At 63.5% G+C, this 15,759-nt stretch carries 15 protein-coding genes and 2 pseudogenes; 6 read left to right on the plus strand and 11 right to left on the minus strand.

Going from position 1 to position 15,759, the window contains the following annotated elements:
• A pseudogene (locus tag SE91_RS22860) lies at positions 1-622 on the minus strand (class 1 fructose-bisphosphatase); the annotation flags it as partial.
• A 118-nt stretch (positions 623-740) separates the two neighbouring features.
• On the opposite strand from SE91_RS22860, the gene SE91_RS22865 reads away from it, so the two are divergent.
• A complete protein-coding gene (locus SE91_RS22865; RefSeq protein WP_061849209.1) occupies positions 741-1,718 on the plus strand; it encodes a LysR family transcriptional regulator in 978 nt (325 codons plus the stop codon).
• Between the two features lie 228 nt (positions 1,719-1,946).
• Here the strand turns inward: SE91_RS22865 and SE91_RS22870 are convergent, their stop codons facing one another.
• The gene (locus tag SE91_RS22870; RefSeq protein WP_061849210.1) at positions 1,947-2,843 is read right to left on the minus strand and encodes an NAD-dependent epimerase/dehydratase family protein; all 897 of its coding nucleotides are present in this window, start codon (positions 2,841-2,843) and stop codon (positions 1,947-1,949) included.
• The gene (gene rfbC / locus SE91_RS22875) at positions 2,840-3,364 is read right to left on the minus strand and encodes a dTDP-4-dehydrorhamnose 3,5-epimerase (RefSeq protein ID WP_061849211.1); all 525 of its coding nucleotides are present in this window, start codon (positions 3,362-3,364) and stop codon (positions 2,840-2,842) included. Before rfbC ends, SE91_RS22870 begins: the two co-directional genes overlap by 4 nt.
• A 160-nt stretch (positions 3,365-3,524) precedes the next feature.
• On the opposite strand from rfbC, the gene SE91_RS22880 reads away from it, so the two are divergent.
• Positions 3,525-4,757 carry a class I SAM-dependent methyltransferase gene (locus SE91_RS22880; RefSeq protein WP_061851260.1) on the plus strand — a complete coding sequence of 411 codons (1,233 nt, stop codon included), beginning with the start codon at positions 3,525-3,527 and terminating at the stop codon, positions 4,755-4,757.
• Between the two features lie 14 nt (positions 4,758-4,771).
• On the opposite strand, the gene SE91_RS22885 is transcribed toward SE91_RS22880, so the two are convergent.
• From SE91_RS22885 to acuR, 6 genes are all read right to left on the minus strand, one after another.
• Positions 4,772-4,981, minus strand: coding sequence for a hypothetical protein (locus SE91_RS22885; RefSeq protein WP_061851261.1), 210 nt, complete (start codon positions 4,979-4,981; stop codon positions 4,772-4,774).
• A 138-nt stretch (positions 4,982-5,119) separates the two neighbouring features.
• On the minus strand, positions 5,120-5,578 hold the full coding sequence (locus SE91_RS22890) for a DUF4118 domain-containing protein (RefSeq protein WP_245318495.1): 459 nt from the start codon (positions 5,576-5,578) through the stop codon (positions 5,120-5,122).
• 102 nt (positions 5,579-5,680) lie between these two features.
• Entirely contained in the window at positions 5,681-6,874 is a 1,194-nt protein-coding gene (locus tag SE91_RS22895; protein WP_061849212.1) for an MFS transporter, read from the minus strand.
• A 57-nt stretch (positions 6,875-6,931) separates the two neighbouring features.
• Complete coding sequence (locus tag SE91_RS22900) at positions 6,932-7,549, minus strand: TetR/AcrR family transcriptional regulator (protein WP_061849213.1); 618 nt, start codon at positions 7,547-7,549, stop codon at positions 6,932-6,934.
• Between the two features lie 1,156 nt (positions 7,550-8,705).
• Positions 8,706-9,281: a peroxidase-related enzyme gene (locus SE91_RS22905; protein ID WP_060735308.1), complete on the minus strand. Its 576-nt coding sequence runs from the start codon at positions 9,279-9,281 to the stop codon at positions 8,706-8,708.
• Between the two features lie 45 nt (positions 9,282-9,326).
• Entirely contained in the window at positions 9,327-9,983 is a 657-nt protein-coding gene (gene acuR / locus SE91_RS22910) for an acrylate utilization transcriptional regulator AcuR (RefSeq protein ID WP_008557490.1), read from the minus strand.
• Positions 9,984-10,314: 331 nt separating this feature from the next.
• On the opposite strand from acuR, the gene zigA reads away from it, so the two are divergent.
• The 4 genes from zigA to SE91_RS22925 all read left to right on the plus strand — a co-directional run bounded on the left by zigA (position 10,315) and on the right by SE91_RS22925 (position 13,635).
• Positions 10,315-11,520 (plus strand): zinc metallochaperone GTPase ZigA, encoded by a 1,206-nt coding sequence (zigA, locus tag SE91_RS22915; protein WP_061849214.1) that lies wholly within the window; start codon positions 10,315-10,317, stop codon positions 11,518-11,520.
• A gap of 11 nt (positions 11,521-11,531) precedes the next feature.
• A complete protein-coding gene (locus SE91_RS35470) occupies positions 11,532-11,720 on the plus strand; it encodes a hypothetical protein (protein WP_082813783.1) in 189 nt (62 codons plus the stop codon).
• Positions 11,721-11,807: 87 nt separating this feature from the next.
• On the plus strand, positions 11,808-12,452 hold the full coding sequence (locus tag SE91_RS22920) for a TetR/AcrR family transcriptional regulator (protein ID WP_008557488.1): 645 nt from the start codon (positions 11,808-11,810) through the stop codon (positions 12,450-12,452).
• A 415-nt stretch (positions 12,453-12,867) separates the two neighbouring features.
• Positions 12,868-13,635 (plus strand): Crp/Fnr family transcriptional regulator, encoded by a 768-nt coding sequence (locus tag SE91_RS22925; RefSeq protein WP_060735306.1) that lies wholly within the window; start codon positions 12,868-12,870, stop codon positions 13,633-13,635.
• A 306-nt stretch (positions 13,636-13,941) separates the two neighbouring features.
• Here the strand turns inward: SE91_RS22925 and SE91_RS22930 are convergent, their stop codons facing one another.
• Positions 13,942-14,427, minus strand: a complete 486-nt coding sequence (locus SE91_RS22930) for a phasin family protein (protein ID WP_060735305.1) — start codon at positions 14,425-14,427, stop codon at positions 13,942-13,944.
• Between the two features lie 818 nt (positions 14,428-15,245).
• Positions 15,246-15,542: pseudogene (locus tag SE91_RS37750) on the minus strand (hypothetical protein); the annotation flags it as partial.
• Positions 15,543-15,759 lie beyond the last annotated feature (217 nt).

Below are 15,759 nucleotides of genomic sequence, written 5' to 3' on the forward strand. Positions count from 1 at the left end.
CCCAGTGCCGACGGTTCGAGGCGTTGATCGCGAACTCCTCGCAGGCCTCGGAGATCTGCACGCCGCTGCGGGCGAGGCGGAAGCAGCCGGCCTTGCGGTCGAGCGTAAAGACGTCGACGCCGTCGCCGAGAGTGAGCACCAGCGAGGTCTGCGGACCGTAGGTGACGAACCCCGCCGCCAGCTGCGCCGAGCCGCGCTGGTGGAAGGCGAGCGAGAGATCGTCGGGCGCGGGCAGGATCGAGAAGATCGTGCCGACGGTCATGTTGATGTCGATGTTGGAGGAGCCGTCGAGCGGATCGATCGCGATGCAGATGCGGCCTTCCCGATCGACGATCTGGGCTTCGCGCATCTCCTCCGATGCCAGCGCCGCGATCGGCAGCCTGCCGATGCAGCGGCGCAGGATCGCGTCGGCCTGGACGTCGAGATCGCGCTGAACGTCGCCGTCGCTGTTGCGGCCCGTCGTCAGGCCCGAGGCGTCGGCGAGATCGCCGGAGGCAATGAGATCGGCGATCTCGATCGCCGCTGCCGCGATGGCATCGACGGCGGCCGCCACCGCGAGCGCATGCGGTGCGGTCTCAGAATACCGCTGAAGGAGGTCGTCCAGCCTGAGTTGCCCGGTCATCTGCGTCCATCCCTTGCTGGCGCCGCATCCGTTTCCCTCCCCAGTGGAGGTCGATGCGGTCAGTCCCAGCAGGATGAGATTGACAGGCCCCGCTTAATAAGGAAAATTTCTATTCATAATGAGCGTCAAAGAATTTTCTTATAATAGCCTCAGCCATGGGGCGGCCCAGCTCCGGCATCTGACCATCCGGCAGCTGCGCTCGCTTGCGGCGCTCTCGGCCAAGGGCAGCGTGACGGCGGCGTCCAGCCATCTCGGGCTGACGCAGCCGGCCGTGACCCAGCAGCTGCGGCAGCTTCAGGACCTTGCAGGTTTGCCGCTGGTGCAGCGGACCGGCGACGGGATGCTGCTGACCGAGGCTGGCAAGGAGGTCCTGGCGCTGGCCGAGCGGGTCGAGGCCGCCATCATGGACTGCCAGGGCGCGCTTGACCTGCTCGCGGGGCGGACCGGCGGCACCGTGCAGCTTGGCGCCGTCTCGACCGCGAAATACTTCGTGCCGCACGCGATCGCGGCGTTCTCCAAGCGGCATCCCAAGATCGAGATCAAGCTCACCATCGGCAACCGCGAGGAGATCCGCGAGGCCATGCACGGCTACGACCTCGATTTCGCGGTGATGGGTCGGCCACCGGCCGACGTCACGGTCGACGTCCGTCAGCTCGGACGCAATCCGCACATCATCGTCGCGCGCAAGGGACACTGGCTGGAGAAGGATTCCGGCCTCAACCTGACCGACCTCGTGCACGAGACCTTCCTCACCCGCGAGCCCGGCTCGGGGACGCGGACGCTGATGGAGGGCATGTTCCAGAAGTCGGATCTCGAGCCGATCATCGGCATGGAGATGAGCAGCAATGAGACCATCAAGCAGGCGGTGATCGCCGGGCTCGGCATTGCCTTCATCTCGGCCCACACCGTGGCGCATGAGCTCGCCGAGGGCCGGCTCATCGTGCTCGACGTCGCCGGCCTGCCGATCGTGCGGCAATGGTACGTGATCCGCCGCAGCGACAAGGTGCTGCTGCCGCCGGCGCAGGCGATGTTCGATTTCCTGGGCTCGGAAGGCTCGAACTATCTGCCCGATGTGCCTGAGCTCGGCGGACGCTAGCCCGCGCGCGCTCAGCTCATCAGCTTCATGGCGAGCGTCGCCGCCAGCACCACGATGATCTGGAGCAGGCGCTCCGTCGTGAAGATGCGGTTGAATGTGGTCATCGCTTGCCCCGGCCGGCGTGAAGGAGATGTCGGTCGGCTCGTGACTAGCACAGGCGGGCGGCGAGACAACTCCGTAATTGCCAGGGTCTTATCTGCCGTCAGCCTGTTGCAAGCGGACCGCAGCTCACGCCCTCCCCGACAGGCGATCGATCCACCACGCGAGAGCGCGCCCGGCGCCCGCCTCGAAGCCGATCATCGGCACGCCCGCGGCCACCTCGCGAAGGCGGCGAATGTCGGCGGCGATGATCGGCTCGGCATCGACGCCGGTTGCGTCGACGGCCCCGAACCGGACCAGTTGCCGCGCCTCGAGGCGATCGGCGACATGCTCGACCACGCTGCGCAGGCTGCGCGGCTCGCCACTGCCGAGATTGACTGCTCCGGTCAGATCGCTGTCGAGCACCGCGGCGATCATCTGCGCGAGGTCCTCGACATAGACGAAGTCGCGCAGCTGCCGGCCATGCGAACAGTCGAAGTTTTGGCCCGCGCGCAGATGCCGGATCAACGAGGGGATAAGACGCGCCTCCGGTTCGCGCGGGCCGAACGGGAAAAATACGCGGCCCCAGGCGGCACCGGCGGCGATGTAGGCTTCGGCTGCGCTGAGCTTGGCCTGTCCATACAGGGTCGTCGGACGGCACTCGCTCGCAAGTTCGTCGCACAAGCCGTTCTGCGGGCCGTATTCGAGACAGCTTCCGATGCCGAGGATGCGGCTGGTATCGCAGGCTCTGGCCCGCGCGAGCAGATCGATGCTCGCCTCCGCCCAGAGCCGGTTGACGGGATCGTCACGATAACGGCCCGGCCGCGCTTCCCAGGCGAGATGGACCAGATGCGTCGGGCGCGATGCCGATAGCACCTGCACGCGGCCGGCTTCCGTGAGGAGATCAGCAGCGAGCCACGTCACGCCCGCGGTTGACGGTTGAGCCGAGCGCGCGACGCCATGGACCTCGAAGCCGCGATCGGCCAGGGCAGGCAGCAGCGCACGGCCGAGGAATCCGGACGCGCCCGTGACCAGCACCCGCTTCATGCGAGAAAAGGCAGCGCACGGTCGCGCGCGGACAGAATCGGATCAGGAAGCGGCCAGGCGATCGCCAGCGACGGATCGTCCCAGCGAATGCCGGCCGCACCCTGCGGGTCATAGGGCACGTCGATGAAATACATCAGCTCGGTGCCGCCTTCGAGCGTCTGGAAGCCGTGCGCGCATCCGGCGGGAATGAACACTGCATTAGGCCGGTTGGCGGCGAGCTCGACCGCGCACCATTGCCCATATGTCGGCAGCGACCGGCGCAGATCGACGATCACATCGAAGGCGCGGCCGGACACGCACCGCACCAGCTTGGCCTCCGGCCGCCCTGCCTGGTAGTGCAGGCCGCGCAACGTGCCGGCGCGCTCGTTGCGGGACAAGCTGTGTTGCGAAAAATGCGTCGGCAGACCCTGTGCGGCGAAGGCTTCCGCGTCGAACAGCCGGGCGAAAAATCCGCGCGCGTCGGTCTCCGGCTCGATCCCGATTTCGATGACGCCCGGCAGGGTCAATGGCGTGAACTTCATCTCAAGCCCCCGCGCGGCGAGTTGCACACACCGCCATTGCGAACATCCGTTCACCGGAACGCGTTTTCGGTTGCATCATGCGCAACGTTAACGGAATTTGCGTGGCTTGAGGCAATTCAGTAACAGCCGCGGCATGACGGCACAACGGGGCGATCCGTCCATGGACAGGCATCGATGCCGCTTCTGCGCGGACGAGCTCGACGAGACCTTCATCGATCTCGGCCTGTCGCCTCTCGCAAACTCTTTCGTGCCGCCGGAGCGCGCGGACACGACCGAGCCGGCCTATCCGCTGCATGCCCGTGTCTGCCGGGCCTGCGGGCTGGTCCAGCTGCCGCAATTCGAGTCTGTGGCGAGCATCTTCGACCAATATCTCTACTACTCCTCCTATTCCGAGAGCTGGCTGCATCATTGCGAGAGCTACGCCGCAGCGATGATCGTCCGCGCGAAGCTCGGCGTAACGTCCGTGGTGATCGAGATCGCCAGCAACGACGGATATCTCCTGCAATATTTCCGGCGTGCCGGCATCCGCGTGCTCGGCGTCGAGCCCGCCAGCGGCCCCGCGGCGGCTGCCATCGCCAAGGGCATTCCAACCCGGACCTGCTATTTCGGGCGCGACGTCGCGCGCGCGCTGCGGGCCGAAGGACACAGGCCCGATCTGGTCGTCGCCAACAACGTGCTGCCCCACGTCACCGACATCAACGACTTCGTCGCGGCGCTGCGCATTCTCCTGCCTGAGACCGGGCGCGCGACGCTGGAGCTGCCGCATCTTCTGCATCTGATCGAAGGCATCCAGTTCGACACGATCTATCACGAGCACCTGTCGTACTTCTCGCTCGCAACCCTCGAGACCGTGTTTCGCGCACACGGCTTGCGCATCTTCGATGTCGAGGAATTGCCGACGCATGGCGGCTCGCTGCGCCTGCACGTCTGCAACCAGGCTGCGCCAGAAGGCCCCTCGCCCGCACTCGAGAGATTGCGCCGGCGCGAAGCTGAAGCGGGCATCGACCAGGCGGCGACCTATCGTGGTTTCCGTGAGAAGGTGGCGGCGAAGCGCGAGATGATCCGCGGCTTCCTCGTCGCGGCGCGAGGTGCGGGCAAGACGGTGCTGGCCTATGGCGCGCCCGCGAAAGGCAACACGCTGCTCAATTATTGCGGCGTCACGTGCGAGCTGATTCCGTTCACCGTGGACCGCAATCCGCACAAGCAGGGCTTGCTGCTGCCGGGATCGCATCTGCCGATCCGCGATCCCGCCGCGCTGATCGCGGCCAAGCCCGATTACGTCTTCATCCTGCCCTGGAATCTCAAGGACGAGATCATCGCCCAGTTGCCGGAGGTTCGTCGCTGGGGCGGGCAATTCGTCGTGCCCGCGCCCGATCTCACGATCATATCGTGAGCGATGGTTAACGATCAGGCCGCGCGCGGAGCGGCGTAATCCGTGCGCGTCGCGAAATAAGCTTCCAGCTCCGACAGCGCGCGCGCTTCCCAATCCTTCGCCTGCTCCAGCAGCGACCAGCTCTGGCCCGGACGGAATGCAGCGGTCTGGCGATAGAGCGATGCGATGCCGCGGTAGCGACGCACGTTCTCCAAGATGGCGTGACCGGTGATGTGGCCGTTCATGTCCGAATACTCCCTCGTCATTCCCGCGGGAGAAACTGCGACCAAATCTTTTTCGAAAAGTTAGCGGCGCGCGGCGAGCATGCGGATGGTTGCCGAACTGTTGCGCGCGCGCAACGCGCATGGTCGTGCACGGCCGATCTATTGCGGATTCAATGCCGCACTCTCGCCCGGATGCTTCAACCCGCCGCGGCCGACCATCGCCATGGTCGCGCGGCAGAGATCGGCAAGGCCGATCACCAGCACGGCGAGCAGGCAGAACAGGTTGATGGAATCGGCATTCGCGCTGGTCAGCGAATTGAATTCGAAGAAAGGCGGCATGAACGCCCACCACACCAGCGGAACGGTCACCAGCGCAGCCAACGCCGCCGACGGCACGCCAGCGACGAGCGCGAGCACGAAGAGGCCGGGCAGGAATGCCGCGAAATAGAGCTTTGCGCCGAGGGTGGCACAGATCCCTGAAGCACGGCCGACGTCGCAACGACGATTAGCCCGAGCAGAAATGCCTGCCACGACCATGGCCGTACCCGCGGTACGCCAAACAGCCCCGCACGCCTCATCAGCCTTCCCCTGCCGCCCGTTAACCAGGTCCGATTGCAACCAAAGTACTACAGCCGCGCCCGGACCACGAGGCGGAAATTGCGCCCGCGCGACGGGTAGGCAAACGGGCCGCATCGCGCAATTTGCGTCCGTGCCGGGCGGCTACTCGGTCGCCGCATAGAGCAGGCCGGCAACCGGCAGGGCTAGGCCAATGGCCGATGCCAATGTCCAGCCGCCTTGCGCGAAGGCGAAGGCGCCCAGCGCGGACCCGGCTGCGCCGGCGGCGAAGAACGTCGCCATATAGAGGCCGTTGAGGCGGCTGCGGTGCTCGTGCCCGAGCACGAAGATGGCGCGGAAGCCGAGGACGACATTCCCCTGAACGCCGATATCGATGGCGATCGCCGCCACGACCAGGCAAGCCAAGTTCAGCATCGATCCGGGCGCGCCGATATGCGTGATCAGGAATCCGGCGCCAGCGAGCAGCATCGCGACCCGCGTCGCCATGCGGCTGTGGCCGCGATCGGCGAGCCGTCCCGCGATCGGGGCCGCGAACACGCCGGCAACGCCGGCGAGCGCGAACAGCGCAATGCCGCGCTGGGTGAAGCTGAACTCGCTCGCCAGCAGCAGCGGCGCCACGGTCCAGAACAGCGTGAAGCAACCGAACAGGCTCGCCTGGTAGAGCGCGCGGCGGCGCAGCAGCGGCGTGGTGCGCACGAGCTCCGGCATCGACAGCAGCAGCGCGCCATAATGCATGCGCGCGACCGGCTTGCGCTTCGGCAAGGTCATCCAGAGCATGGCTGCGAGCACGATCATCAGCGCGGCCGAGCAGAAGAACACCGCATGCCACGACAGCGCCGCCGTGACGAAGCTCGCCACCGGGCGCGCCAGCATGATGCCGAGCATCAGGCCCGTCGAGACGTTGCCGACGACGCGGCCGCGGCTGGCTTCCGGCGCCAGATGCGCGGCAAAGGGAATGATGATCTGCACCGCGACCGAGCCGAGCCCGACGAACAGCGCGGCGAGCAGGAACGGCAGCGCGTGGGTCGCGAGCGCGGCCGCGAGCAGAGCCGCGGCGCCGAGCGCAATAACCGAGCAGATCAGCAGGCGATTCTCGACGAGATCGCCGAGCGGCACGATCAGCAGCAGCCCGGTGCCGTAGCCGATCTGGGTCATGGTGACGATCAGCCCGCCGGCTGCATTCGAGAGGCCGAGCGCGGCGCTGATCGGCGCGATCAGCGGCTGGGCGTAATAGATGTTGGCGGCGACCATGCCACAGGCCGCGGCAAGCACGATGGTCAGGCGCTGCGAGATCGCGTCCGGTTCGGGCGCGGTCTCGATCGTGGCATTCATCGTCATTCGCATCGGCTCCAGATAAGATATAGGGAATGACAATTCCCTATTCTGACAAAAAATTCAGGTAAGCAGCTTCATCGCGACGCTGACGAGGCGCAGCGCCTCGAGCCGCAGGCGGGTCTTGCCGACGACGCGCAGACCTTGCATGATGCAGATCATCAGCCGCGCGGTGTCCTCGGCGTCGACATGGCGGGGGATCGAGCCGTCGGCCAATCCTTCGCGAATGAGGCCGGCGATGAAATCTTCGTTGGACTTGAGCTGCGCGTTGACGCGGGCGCCGACCACAGGATCGAGCGCCGACAGCTCGACCGCGCTGCCGACGACGAGACAGCCGCGCCGCCCTTCGCTGCCGCGAGAGTGCTCGACATAGGACAAGAGCACGTTGCGGATTTTCTCACGGCCGTTTGCGCCGCGCGCCGCGGCCTTCTGCGTCTGCTCCTGGCGGAGATGGGTGTAACGTTCGAAGGCGGCGAGAAATATCGCATGCTTGTCGCGAAATGCCTTGTAGATGCTCCCCGTCGCCAGCCGCATCGCCGCGGCGAGGTCGCCGATCGAGGTCGCATGATAACCGCGCTCGCGAAACACCCGCACCGCCCTGTCGAGGGCGATGTCCATGTCGAACTCCCGGGGGCGGCCGGGCGGACGAGCAGGTCGAGATCGGCGGGCGGTCTTTTGCATTGCGGGATAATAGGAAATGAACGTTTCCGAATAAAGACACGAGCTTGTGAGTGGAGGAAATGAAGCTGGTACGTCTATCACCAGTTCTCGTGTTCCGGACGCGCTGCGGCGCGCAGTGGTGTGCGCAGAGCCGGGACTCATCCGATGCGGATTGCTCGGAGAGATGGGCCCCGGCTCTGCAGCGCATCGTCGATGGGACGCTGCGCTGCGTCCGGGCACGAGCGGAGTGGGGCGCGATACTCTCTCCACGTCATTGCGAGGAGCCCTTGCGACGAAGCAATCCAGAATCCCTCCGCGGAACGACTCTGGATTGCTTCGTCGCTTCGCTCCTCGCAATGACGGAGTGTGCGGCTGCAACGTCACTCTTGCGGCTCGCATTTCGAAGCCTAGCCACGCCTTCACAGCCTCGCGGCGCGTTTCGCCCGAGCTTTGCTTGATCGCTCCACCCTCTTTAGCCAAGAGGGCGCAGGGAAGGCCGGGTGCTGACATCGCACCCGCGGTCCGCTGCGCGAAAAGCACACGCAGGAAGAACCGCACAGCAGCATACAGGTGGTGCCGATCACTCGGCCTTCCCTGCGCGATGGTCGGACGGCTTATGCCGCGCTCTCCCGGGAGCCGAATTCCTTCTGGCCTCCCTCACCCTCACGGAATTCACCGGCCCTGCGCCGGTTGACGCAGATGCCGCATCCGCAAGAGCTTGACCGTAGCAACGACGGCCAGGACCACACGGTTTTGCCGTACGCACGGCCCGCCATGTCGCCGCAGTATTCCCAGCCCTGTCGACGGAGCCGGAAACTTACAGACGAGACGAACCTGACAGCGCCGTCCGTCCGCGCGATGCGAAGGGTTCACGGAGAGCAATCCGCCCTGCCCCTGGCTTTCGCGCCCGACGCTGCTGCGTCCACCGCAAACCCGGCTCTGCGATCACACGACAACATGACCGCCCCTCAAGGTGAGCCGGGATGGACGACACATACGTCAATTCCGAATTTCGGTAAAGTGGAATATTTTTGCGCGACGGGATTGACAGCGGGCGACACAGCCGCGCGAAGGATCGTCCGAGCGAGCGTAGCGCAATCCGAGGTTCTCGCGTCCGGACAAACAGATTCTTCAAGGCCAGTTGCTCGGATGAGGCTCTATGGCGCCGCTCCTTCGCTCAGCCGCGGCCCATGGAATAGAACTCCGCATTCGGACGCATGCTCGTCACGTTCGCAAGCCGGTTCGACATGCCGAAAAAGGCGGAGATCGCCGCGATGTCCCAGATGTCTTCCTCGGTGAATCCATGCTCCTTCAGCGCCGCGAAGTCGCTCTCAGACGTCTTGTGCGCTTCCGTCGAGACTCGAACGGCGAAATCCAGCATGGCCTTCTGCCGATCTGTGATGTCGGCCTTGCGGTAGTTGATGGCGACCTGATCGGCGATCAACGGATCCTTGGCGCGGATCCGCAGGATCGCGCCATGCGCCACCACGCAGTACTGGCACTGATTGAGGTTGCTGGTCGCAACGACGATCATCTCGCGCTCGGCCTTGGTCAGGTTGCCAGGCTTGTCCATCAGCGCGTCGTGATAGGCGAAGAATGCGCGGAACTCGTCCGGCCGGTGGGCGAGCACGAGAAAGACGTTCGGAATGAAGCCGGACTTCTCCTGCACGGCCAGGATGCGGCTGCGGATGTCGTCGGGCATATCGGCGAGATCGGGGACAGGGAAGCGGCTGACGGCGCGTGTTTCGGTCATGAGTTGAACTCCCGGGTTACTGCTCGTTGGAGATTGGCAAGATCGTCATTGTCCGTCACTTCGTGTCCGGATCATCGCAAGAAAGCCCGCAGCGAAGACGTCGAGCGCGTCGGGACGCCGTTCCAGCTTGGCGCGCAGCACCGCCCCCTCCCAGCCGGTCCAGAAGAATTGCGCGAGATTCTCGCAGTCGAGATGGTTCGATATCTCGCCCGCCCCTTGCGCCGACCGCAGGCAACGTGACGTTCGCGCTTCCCAATCCCGGAACACGGCGGCGAGGCGCTTGCGGAACGGCTCCGGCAGAACACCCATCTCCTGTCCGAGATTGCCGACGAGGCAGCCGCGCCGGTAGCGGTATCTCGCCATTCCCGAGCGAGCATCTGCGATGAAATCGTTGATACGGTCGAGCGGAGCACGTCCGGTGTCGTCGAACCAACGGTCCAGCTTGCGCGCGAAATAGCCGGCATAGGCGTCGATCAGCTCGAGGCCGAAAGCCTCCTTGCTGTCGAAATAATGGTAGAATGAGCCTTTCGGCACCTCTGCCGCGTCCAGAATCTCCTCGACCCCGACGGCGCTAAAACCCTTCTCGGTCAGGATCGCGACGCCGGCGCGTATGAGCCGAGCGCGCGGCGCGTCGGGCCGTGTCTGGTCCCTGGGCGGACGGCCACGGCGACGCTGTTCGGCTGATGGCGAAATCGCTTTCACGACGATTTATTAGACCGATCGCCTTGCAAAATCAATCCGTCCATCGAAGCCGCCTCTTCGATGGCATCGCGATCGACCGGCCACCGCGGATCCTACGCGGCCATGAAGATCGCAGGCTCGATTGAGAAGACGGGATGGCTGGCCGGCGAAGCGCGCCGACCGGGAAGTCTCGTTCACGACACCTGGGCACGCGATCCACATCCCGCGCCAAAGCACCTTGACAGATGGCCCGGCTTCGTTGATGTAATGTTATAACATTACATCACGTCATCCGAAATGCCCAATCCCAAGCGCCGCCGCCCTATCCCCTTGAAAAGGCTCTTCGATCTCCATGCACAAACTCCCCGTCACCGTCTTGTCCGGCTTCCTCGGGGCTGGAAAGACCACTTTGCTGAACCACGTCCTGAACAACCGGCACGGCCTGAAGGTCGCGGTGATCGTCAACGACATGAGCGAGGTGAACATCGATGCGGATCTGGTTCGCGATGGCGGTGCGAATCTCTCCCGGACCGATGAGAAGCTCGTCGAGATGACGAACGGCTGCATCTGCTGCACGCTGCGCGACGATCTCCTGAAGGAGGTCCGCGCCCTCGCCGAACACGGTCGCTTCGATTATCTGCTGATCGAATCGACGGGCATCTCCGAGCCGCTGCCGGTCGCGGCGACCTTCGATTTTCGCTCCGAGGACGGCGAAAGCCTGTCCGACGTGGCGCGTCTCGACACCATGGTGACGGTGGTCGACGCCGTGAACCTGCTTAGGGATTATTCGTCGACGGACTTCCTGGAGCAGCGCGGTGAAGCCCTCGACAACGACAAGCGCACGCTGGTCGATCTCCTCGTCGAGCAGATCGAATTCGCCGATGTGATCGTCCTGAACAAGGTCGATGACGCCCCGCCCGAGCAGCGCGAGGCGGCGCGCAAGATCATCCGCGCCCTCAACCCGGAAGCGGACCTGATCGAAGCCAACCACGGCCGGGTCGCTTTCGACCGCATTCTCGACACCGGCCGGTTCGACTTCGAAAAGGCGCAAGCACATCCGCTCTGGTACAAGGAGCTCTACGGCTTCGCCGATCACGTCCCGGAAACGGAAGAGTACGGCGTGAGGAGCTTCGTCTATCGCGCACGCCGGCCGTTCGACCCCGCCAAGTTCGACAGATTCATCAAGGAGCCCTGGCCTGGCGTCATTCGCGCCAAGGGGCACTTCTGGCTCGCGACCCGGCCGCAATGGCTCGGCGAAATCAGCCAGGCAGGTTCTATCATTCGCACCGAAGCCCTTGGTTTCTGGTGGGCCAGCGTGCCGGCCGAACGATGGCCGGACGATCCCCTTTGGCGGAAGAAGCTTCGACAGAACTGGAGCGACATCTACGGCGATCGCCGCCAGGAAATCGTGTTCATCGGCGCCGGCATGGATGAAGACTCGATCCGCGCCCGCCTGGACGCGTGTCTCGTCACCGGAAGGCCTGCGATGGACGTCGCGGAATGGGCACAGCTCGCCGATCCGTTTCCGGTCTGGCGGCGCGCGGACGAAGCAGCCTAGCGGAGGTACACATGGCTGATGTCATTCGACTCGTCCCGAAAGCCGAGCTCGAGCGGCTTCGCCTCATCCAGGAAGCTCGCGCAATCTACGACAGCATATTCCCGCCCAACGATCTGGACGGTGAGCCGCCGCATGGTTCGGCACGAAGCGCGCAAGGTGCATGCGAGTCCAACGGGAATTCAGTGCGCGAAAGCAACTGACGAAGATCCTTCTACGCCGGGGAGTGGGATTGCGCTTTTGTCCCGAGGGGGTTGCTGGAGCAATTAGCCCAGTTTAAAGAAGCCCTTATGCGCAAACTCGACCCGATCAAGCACGAGAAAAAGCGGCAAGAGATCCTGGCTGCCGCGATGCGCTGCTTTCTCAGAAGCGGACTGAGCGGCGCCTCGACGGCTCAAATCTGCGCTGAAGCCGGGATCAGCCCTGGCCACCTCTATCATTATTTCGAAAGCAAGGACGCGATCATCGCCGCGATGGCCGACGCCCGGCTCGAGGGCGCTTCCGAGCGATTCAAGCAGGAGGTCCATTGCGGCGGCTCGGTCATCTCCGCGCTGCAGTCGGAATTCGAACAGCCTGCAAATCCAGCCCAGTCGGCGCTTTTCTTCGAAATGCTCGCCGAGAGCCGACGCAATCCCGCGATGGGGAAGATCTTGCACGGCCGTAGTCGAAGCATGCGCAACCTCATCGCCGAGGTGATCCGCCACGGACAAGCGCAGGGGGAGATCCAGCCGGCATTGCACCCCGAGACTGCAGCTATGGCGATTCTCGGTCTGATGGATGCGAGAAAGGCGGTATCGCTGCACGATCCGAAACAGGACGCCAAGAAGGTCACGGCTCTCTTCAAGCTGTTCATCAATGGGCTCCTTTCCTCGGACGAAAAGACAGCAAAGCCCTCGCGGCCACGGACGCCTGCGCAACGATCGCGCTCCGCCTGATCCAGGCTCGAATAGGGACGGAGCTCTCACCGTCACGAGCTCTCACCGTCACGCCGCCTGATAGAGCAACTCATCCGTCAAATGCATCGCCACGATGGGACTACATCTTAATAGATTAAATGGTCTATAATTGGACTTCTGGATGAGGGATGATGGTCCTGTCGGACGCTGACGCGACCCGGCAATGTGCGCGAACATGCCGCCCCTCGCGCGGCAAGGCCGCCGGATCATTTCGCGGTTCGGTCAGACTGCGTTTGCAGTCCGCGCCTTTTTTCTGCGTGGCGAGGATGTTATACCATCATCCATTGGAACCATATCTTTAGCGGCCGGTTGGCTTGCTGTTGGGCCATCGCCCTCCAGGGCAGCCCGACAACCGGCGCGAGTTCTAGCCGAGCATCCGTCGGGGACCAATCCCATGATGGACCACGGGACTAGGGTTGGAAATCGGTTGTTAGCAGCGTTGCCGCCGGCGGATTTCGCTTTGCTTAAACCTCATTTGCGGAAAGTCGTGCTCGCGCGCGATGCCATATTGGTTCGATCGGGCGATCGGATCGAACACCTTCTCTTCCCCTGTGGTGGCGCGATAGCCTTCATCGTGGACTTGCCCAATGGTCAAACGGTCGCCACGGCGGTGATCGGCCATGAGGGTGCCATCGGTCTGTCGTCTGCGCTTGGCGTATCCCGCTCACCCGTCACAGCGGTCGTCCGCGTCCCAGGGGCAGTGCTGCAGATGCCGGCAGCGCAATTTCTGGCGGCTCTGCGTCGCAGCCCCGCGATCGCATCCATGGTGCAGATTTTCACGCGATCGCTGCTGACGCAATTGCAGTATGTTGCGGCCTGCAATGCCCTGCACTCCGTGGAAGCGCGGATGGCGCGCTGGCTGCTTCACATTCACGACCGGGCAGATGGCAGCAACCTCATCCCGCTCACTCAGGAGACTATATCAGAGCTACTGGGCGTCCGCCGCACCACCGTCACGCACGTTGTGAGTGCGTTGCGGGCGTCAAGGGGATTGAAATCGAATCGGCGCGGCCAGCTCGAGATTGACCGGCCGCGGCTCGAAGCCGTTGCGTGCGAGTGCTACAAGCTGATGAGCCGCAAGATCGATCGGATCGTTTCCCAGGGCGCAGCCGAGCTTCTTCACGCCACGACGGCGCGAGACGCTTGCCAGCTCCCCGGCTGACCATCCGGGGCAGGCTCGTGGACCCAGGCCTCTCTCGCGAACCACTCGTGTGTTGTCGCGCAGATCCGGCAATAGGTGCGCGAAAAGAAAACTGCACTGGATCGGAACCTCTCGCGATTGGTCTCGATACCCGTTGAAATGGCGCTCCCCGTTTCCGGGCACTTGATCATCACCATACCCATATTGATTTCCTGCAATCGTTTGCCGCCCCGGCTACGCGAACCCAGCGTCGGCTGGACCGCACCTCTTCTTCGCGAGATGCCTGTCCAGCCGATCCGCACGGCTGGTAGCCTCGATCAGACAGTCTTATGCGACGGTCCTGTTCAATACCCGGTTGAAGCCGGCCTTAATGGGATCGGTCGTGTCGATCGCGACCCGCTGCGCGAGCTGCCAAAGCTCCCGGTTCTGCGCGGAGGCGACTTCGAAGGCTTTGCGGCTTTGGGCAGTCGAAAGATGTACGACTTCCGGCAACGACCTGGTCTCAGCGAGCCGGGACAAGAATTCCAGACTGGAACTGGTATTGTCCTTGGAAATCTCCATGACCCTGGCGCCGTAATCGACAACACCCTTCACGTTCATGGAACAAGCTTCGCGGAGAACGTCGCTGATCTCCTCGGAAGTCGCCTTCATGCTCTCGATATTTTTCTTGGCCATGGCGGCGCCATGCTCGGCGAAATCGCGGAAGACTTCCTGGAAATTCATGATCGGGAAATCGAACCTCGGCTTTGCTCCATTCGCAATATCATTCACTGGATCAGTATGCGTTCCGACTTTCACATTGGCATCATTCACGAGCTTTCATCCCTTCAAGCGAAACTAGGTGATGGATTGAAGACCCCTACCGCTCCTGGCGTTTGCTGCGTCAGAAGCTCAGTGCCCCTGTTCTTGGCGTAGGGATGCCGCTGCGGATGAACCGCTCGCCCCCCGTACCGGCAACGACTATGATCGATTAAAATCGGGCCATCCGTTCGCTTTCGGACACTCGCCGCGATAATTCGATGGAATTGCGAACAAGCGGCGCAGGCTTGGATTTCAAATATACCAATTTGCAGCGCACGCTCGCTTGCCCTCTGAGCTGAATCGCTTTCCGCACATAGCCCGGCTTACACCGGCCGCGCTGACGCTCTTCTTCGCGATTAACTCGGTCTCTGAGACTCTCAAGTTCTGCGAACTGCGAGGCCAACGCTTCGAGACGTTGCAGAAGAACAGCAGCGGGGTTGTCCGACCGAGCGCGCATGGCAGGCCTCCTCTCGAAATGTCCTGGAAAATTCCCCAGCCTTGACGACCGGGAAAAATATGCAATCGATCGAGATGCCGCGCGCTAACATTTGGCATGCTGCGTCGCCCAAACGATGTGGCGGCGCGTCGGGATCGCGCTCGGGTGTCGACGCGGTGCCCTCATGCTAAGATCCGGTTGCGCTCGAAACTCGAGTGGCCGGTCGCTCGCAATCGGGATTGCGCTTGCGCGCATTGTCATCTTTATCTGCACAATCGACGCTTCCGGCCGCGCTCGGATTTCCAGAGCTCCCCTCGGTCGCGACAGGACCGTTACCGCCCGATACCCCTCGACCACCGGATCCACCGCCGGACGTCCCGCCGGCTCTGGCTGACCCGCTCTGACGACCGCCGGACGCTCCACCACCTCCGGATCCGCCGCCACCTCCAGATCCCCCACCACCGGAGCCGGAGCTCCCTGACGATCGATCGTTGTCGAAGAATGACCGCCCGCCGTCATCGCCCCGCGTCGCGCCGCGCAAACCGCCTGAGCGTGCAATTGCTGTTGATGTGAGGGACGTGGACAGGAGTAGGGTCATGACCGGGGGTGTAACAGCCGCGAATCGTCCGCAGGTTTTCAAGAATGTCCGCCGATCGTCATCTTTATCGTCGTCGCGGGTCACAATGCGCACTCCTCTATTTAATAGCTTGCCCCCCCACAATATTATAAATTAAATAAATGCTCAACAAATATTTAAATGGCGCCGGTACCCGCGTGCAGCTTGGTGGAACCCTCCGGGCGCGTAGCGGCTTGCGGGTAGAGCGACGCCCCGTCCAACAGGCGCCCGTCCCGGGTAATTCTGCCGCATTGAACCCCAGGGCATGCCCCAGGCGCCGGAAATTCAGCTT

The sequence above is a fragment of the Bradyrhizobium sp. DOA1 genome (genome assembly GCF_001593325.1).
Classification (GTDB): Bacteria; Pseudomonadota; Alphaproteobacteria; order Rhizobiales; family Xanthobacteraceae; genus Bradyrhizobium.

Coding starts and splice junctions, on each gene's coding strand:
- SE91_RS22865 (WP_061849209.1), top strand. CDS start 741: ATGAGCGTCAAAGAATTTTCTTATAATAGCCTCAGCCATGGGGCGGCC.
- SE91_RS22870 (WP_061849210.1), bottom strand. CDS start 2,843: ATGAAGCGGGTGCTGGTCACGGGCGCGTCCGGATTCCTCGGCCGTGCG.
- rfbC (WP_061849211.1), bottom strand. CDS start 3,364: ATGAAGTTCACGCCATTGACCCTGCCGGGCGTCATCGAAATCGGGATC.
- SE91_RS22880 (WP_061851260.1), top strand. CDS start 3,525: ATGGACAGGCATCGATGCCGCTTCTGCGCGGACGAGCTCGACGAGACC.
- SE91_RS22885 (WP_061851261.1), bottom strand. CDS start 4,981: ATGAACGGCCACATCACCGGTCACGCCATCTTGGAGAACGTGCGTCGC.
- SE91_RS22895 (WP_061849212.1), bottom strand. CDS start 6,874: ATGACGATGAATGCCACGATCGAGACCGCGCCCGAACCGGACGCGATC.
- SE91_RS22900 (WP_061849213.1), bottom strand. CDS start 7,549: ATGCAAAAGACCGCCCGCCGATCTCGACCTGCTCGTCCGCCCGGCCGC.
- SE91_RS22905 (WP_060735308.1), bottom strand. CDS start 9,281: ATGACCGAAACACGCGCCGTCAGCCGCTTCCCTGTCCCCGATCTCGCC.
- zigA (WP_061849214.1), top strand. CDS start 10,315: ATGCACAAACTCCCCGTCACCGTCTTGTCCGGCTTCCTCGGGGCTGGA.
- SE91_RS35470 (WP_082813783.1), top strand. CDS start 11,532: ATGGCTGATGTCATTCGACTCGTCCCGAAAGCCGAGCTCGAGCGGCTT.
- SE91_RS22920 (WP_008557488.1), top strand. CDS start 11,808: ATGCGCAAACTCGACCCGATCAAGCACGAGAAAAAGCGGCAAGAGATC.
- SE91_RS22925 (WP_060735306.1), top strand. CDS start 12,868: ATGATGGACCACGGGACTAGGGTTGGAAATCGGTTGTTAGCAGCGTTG.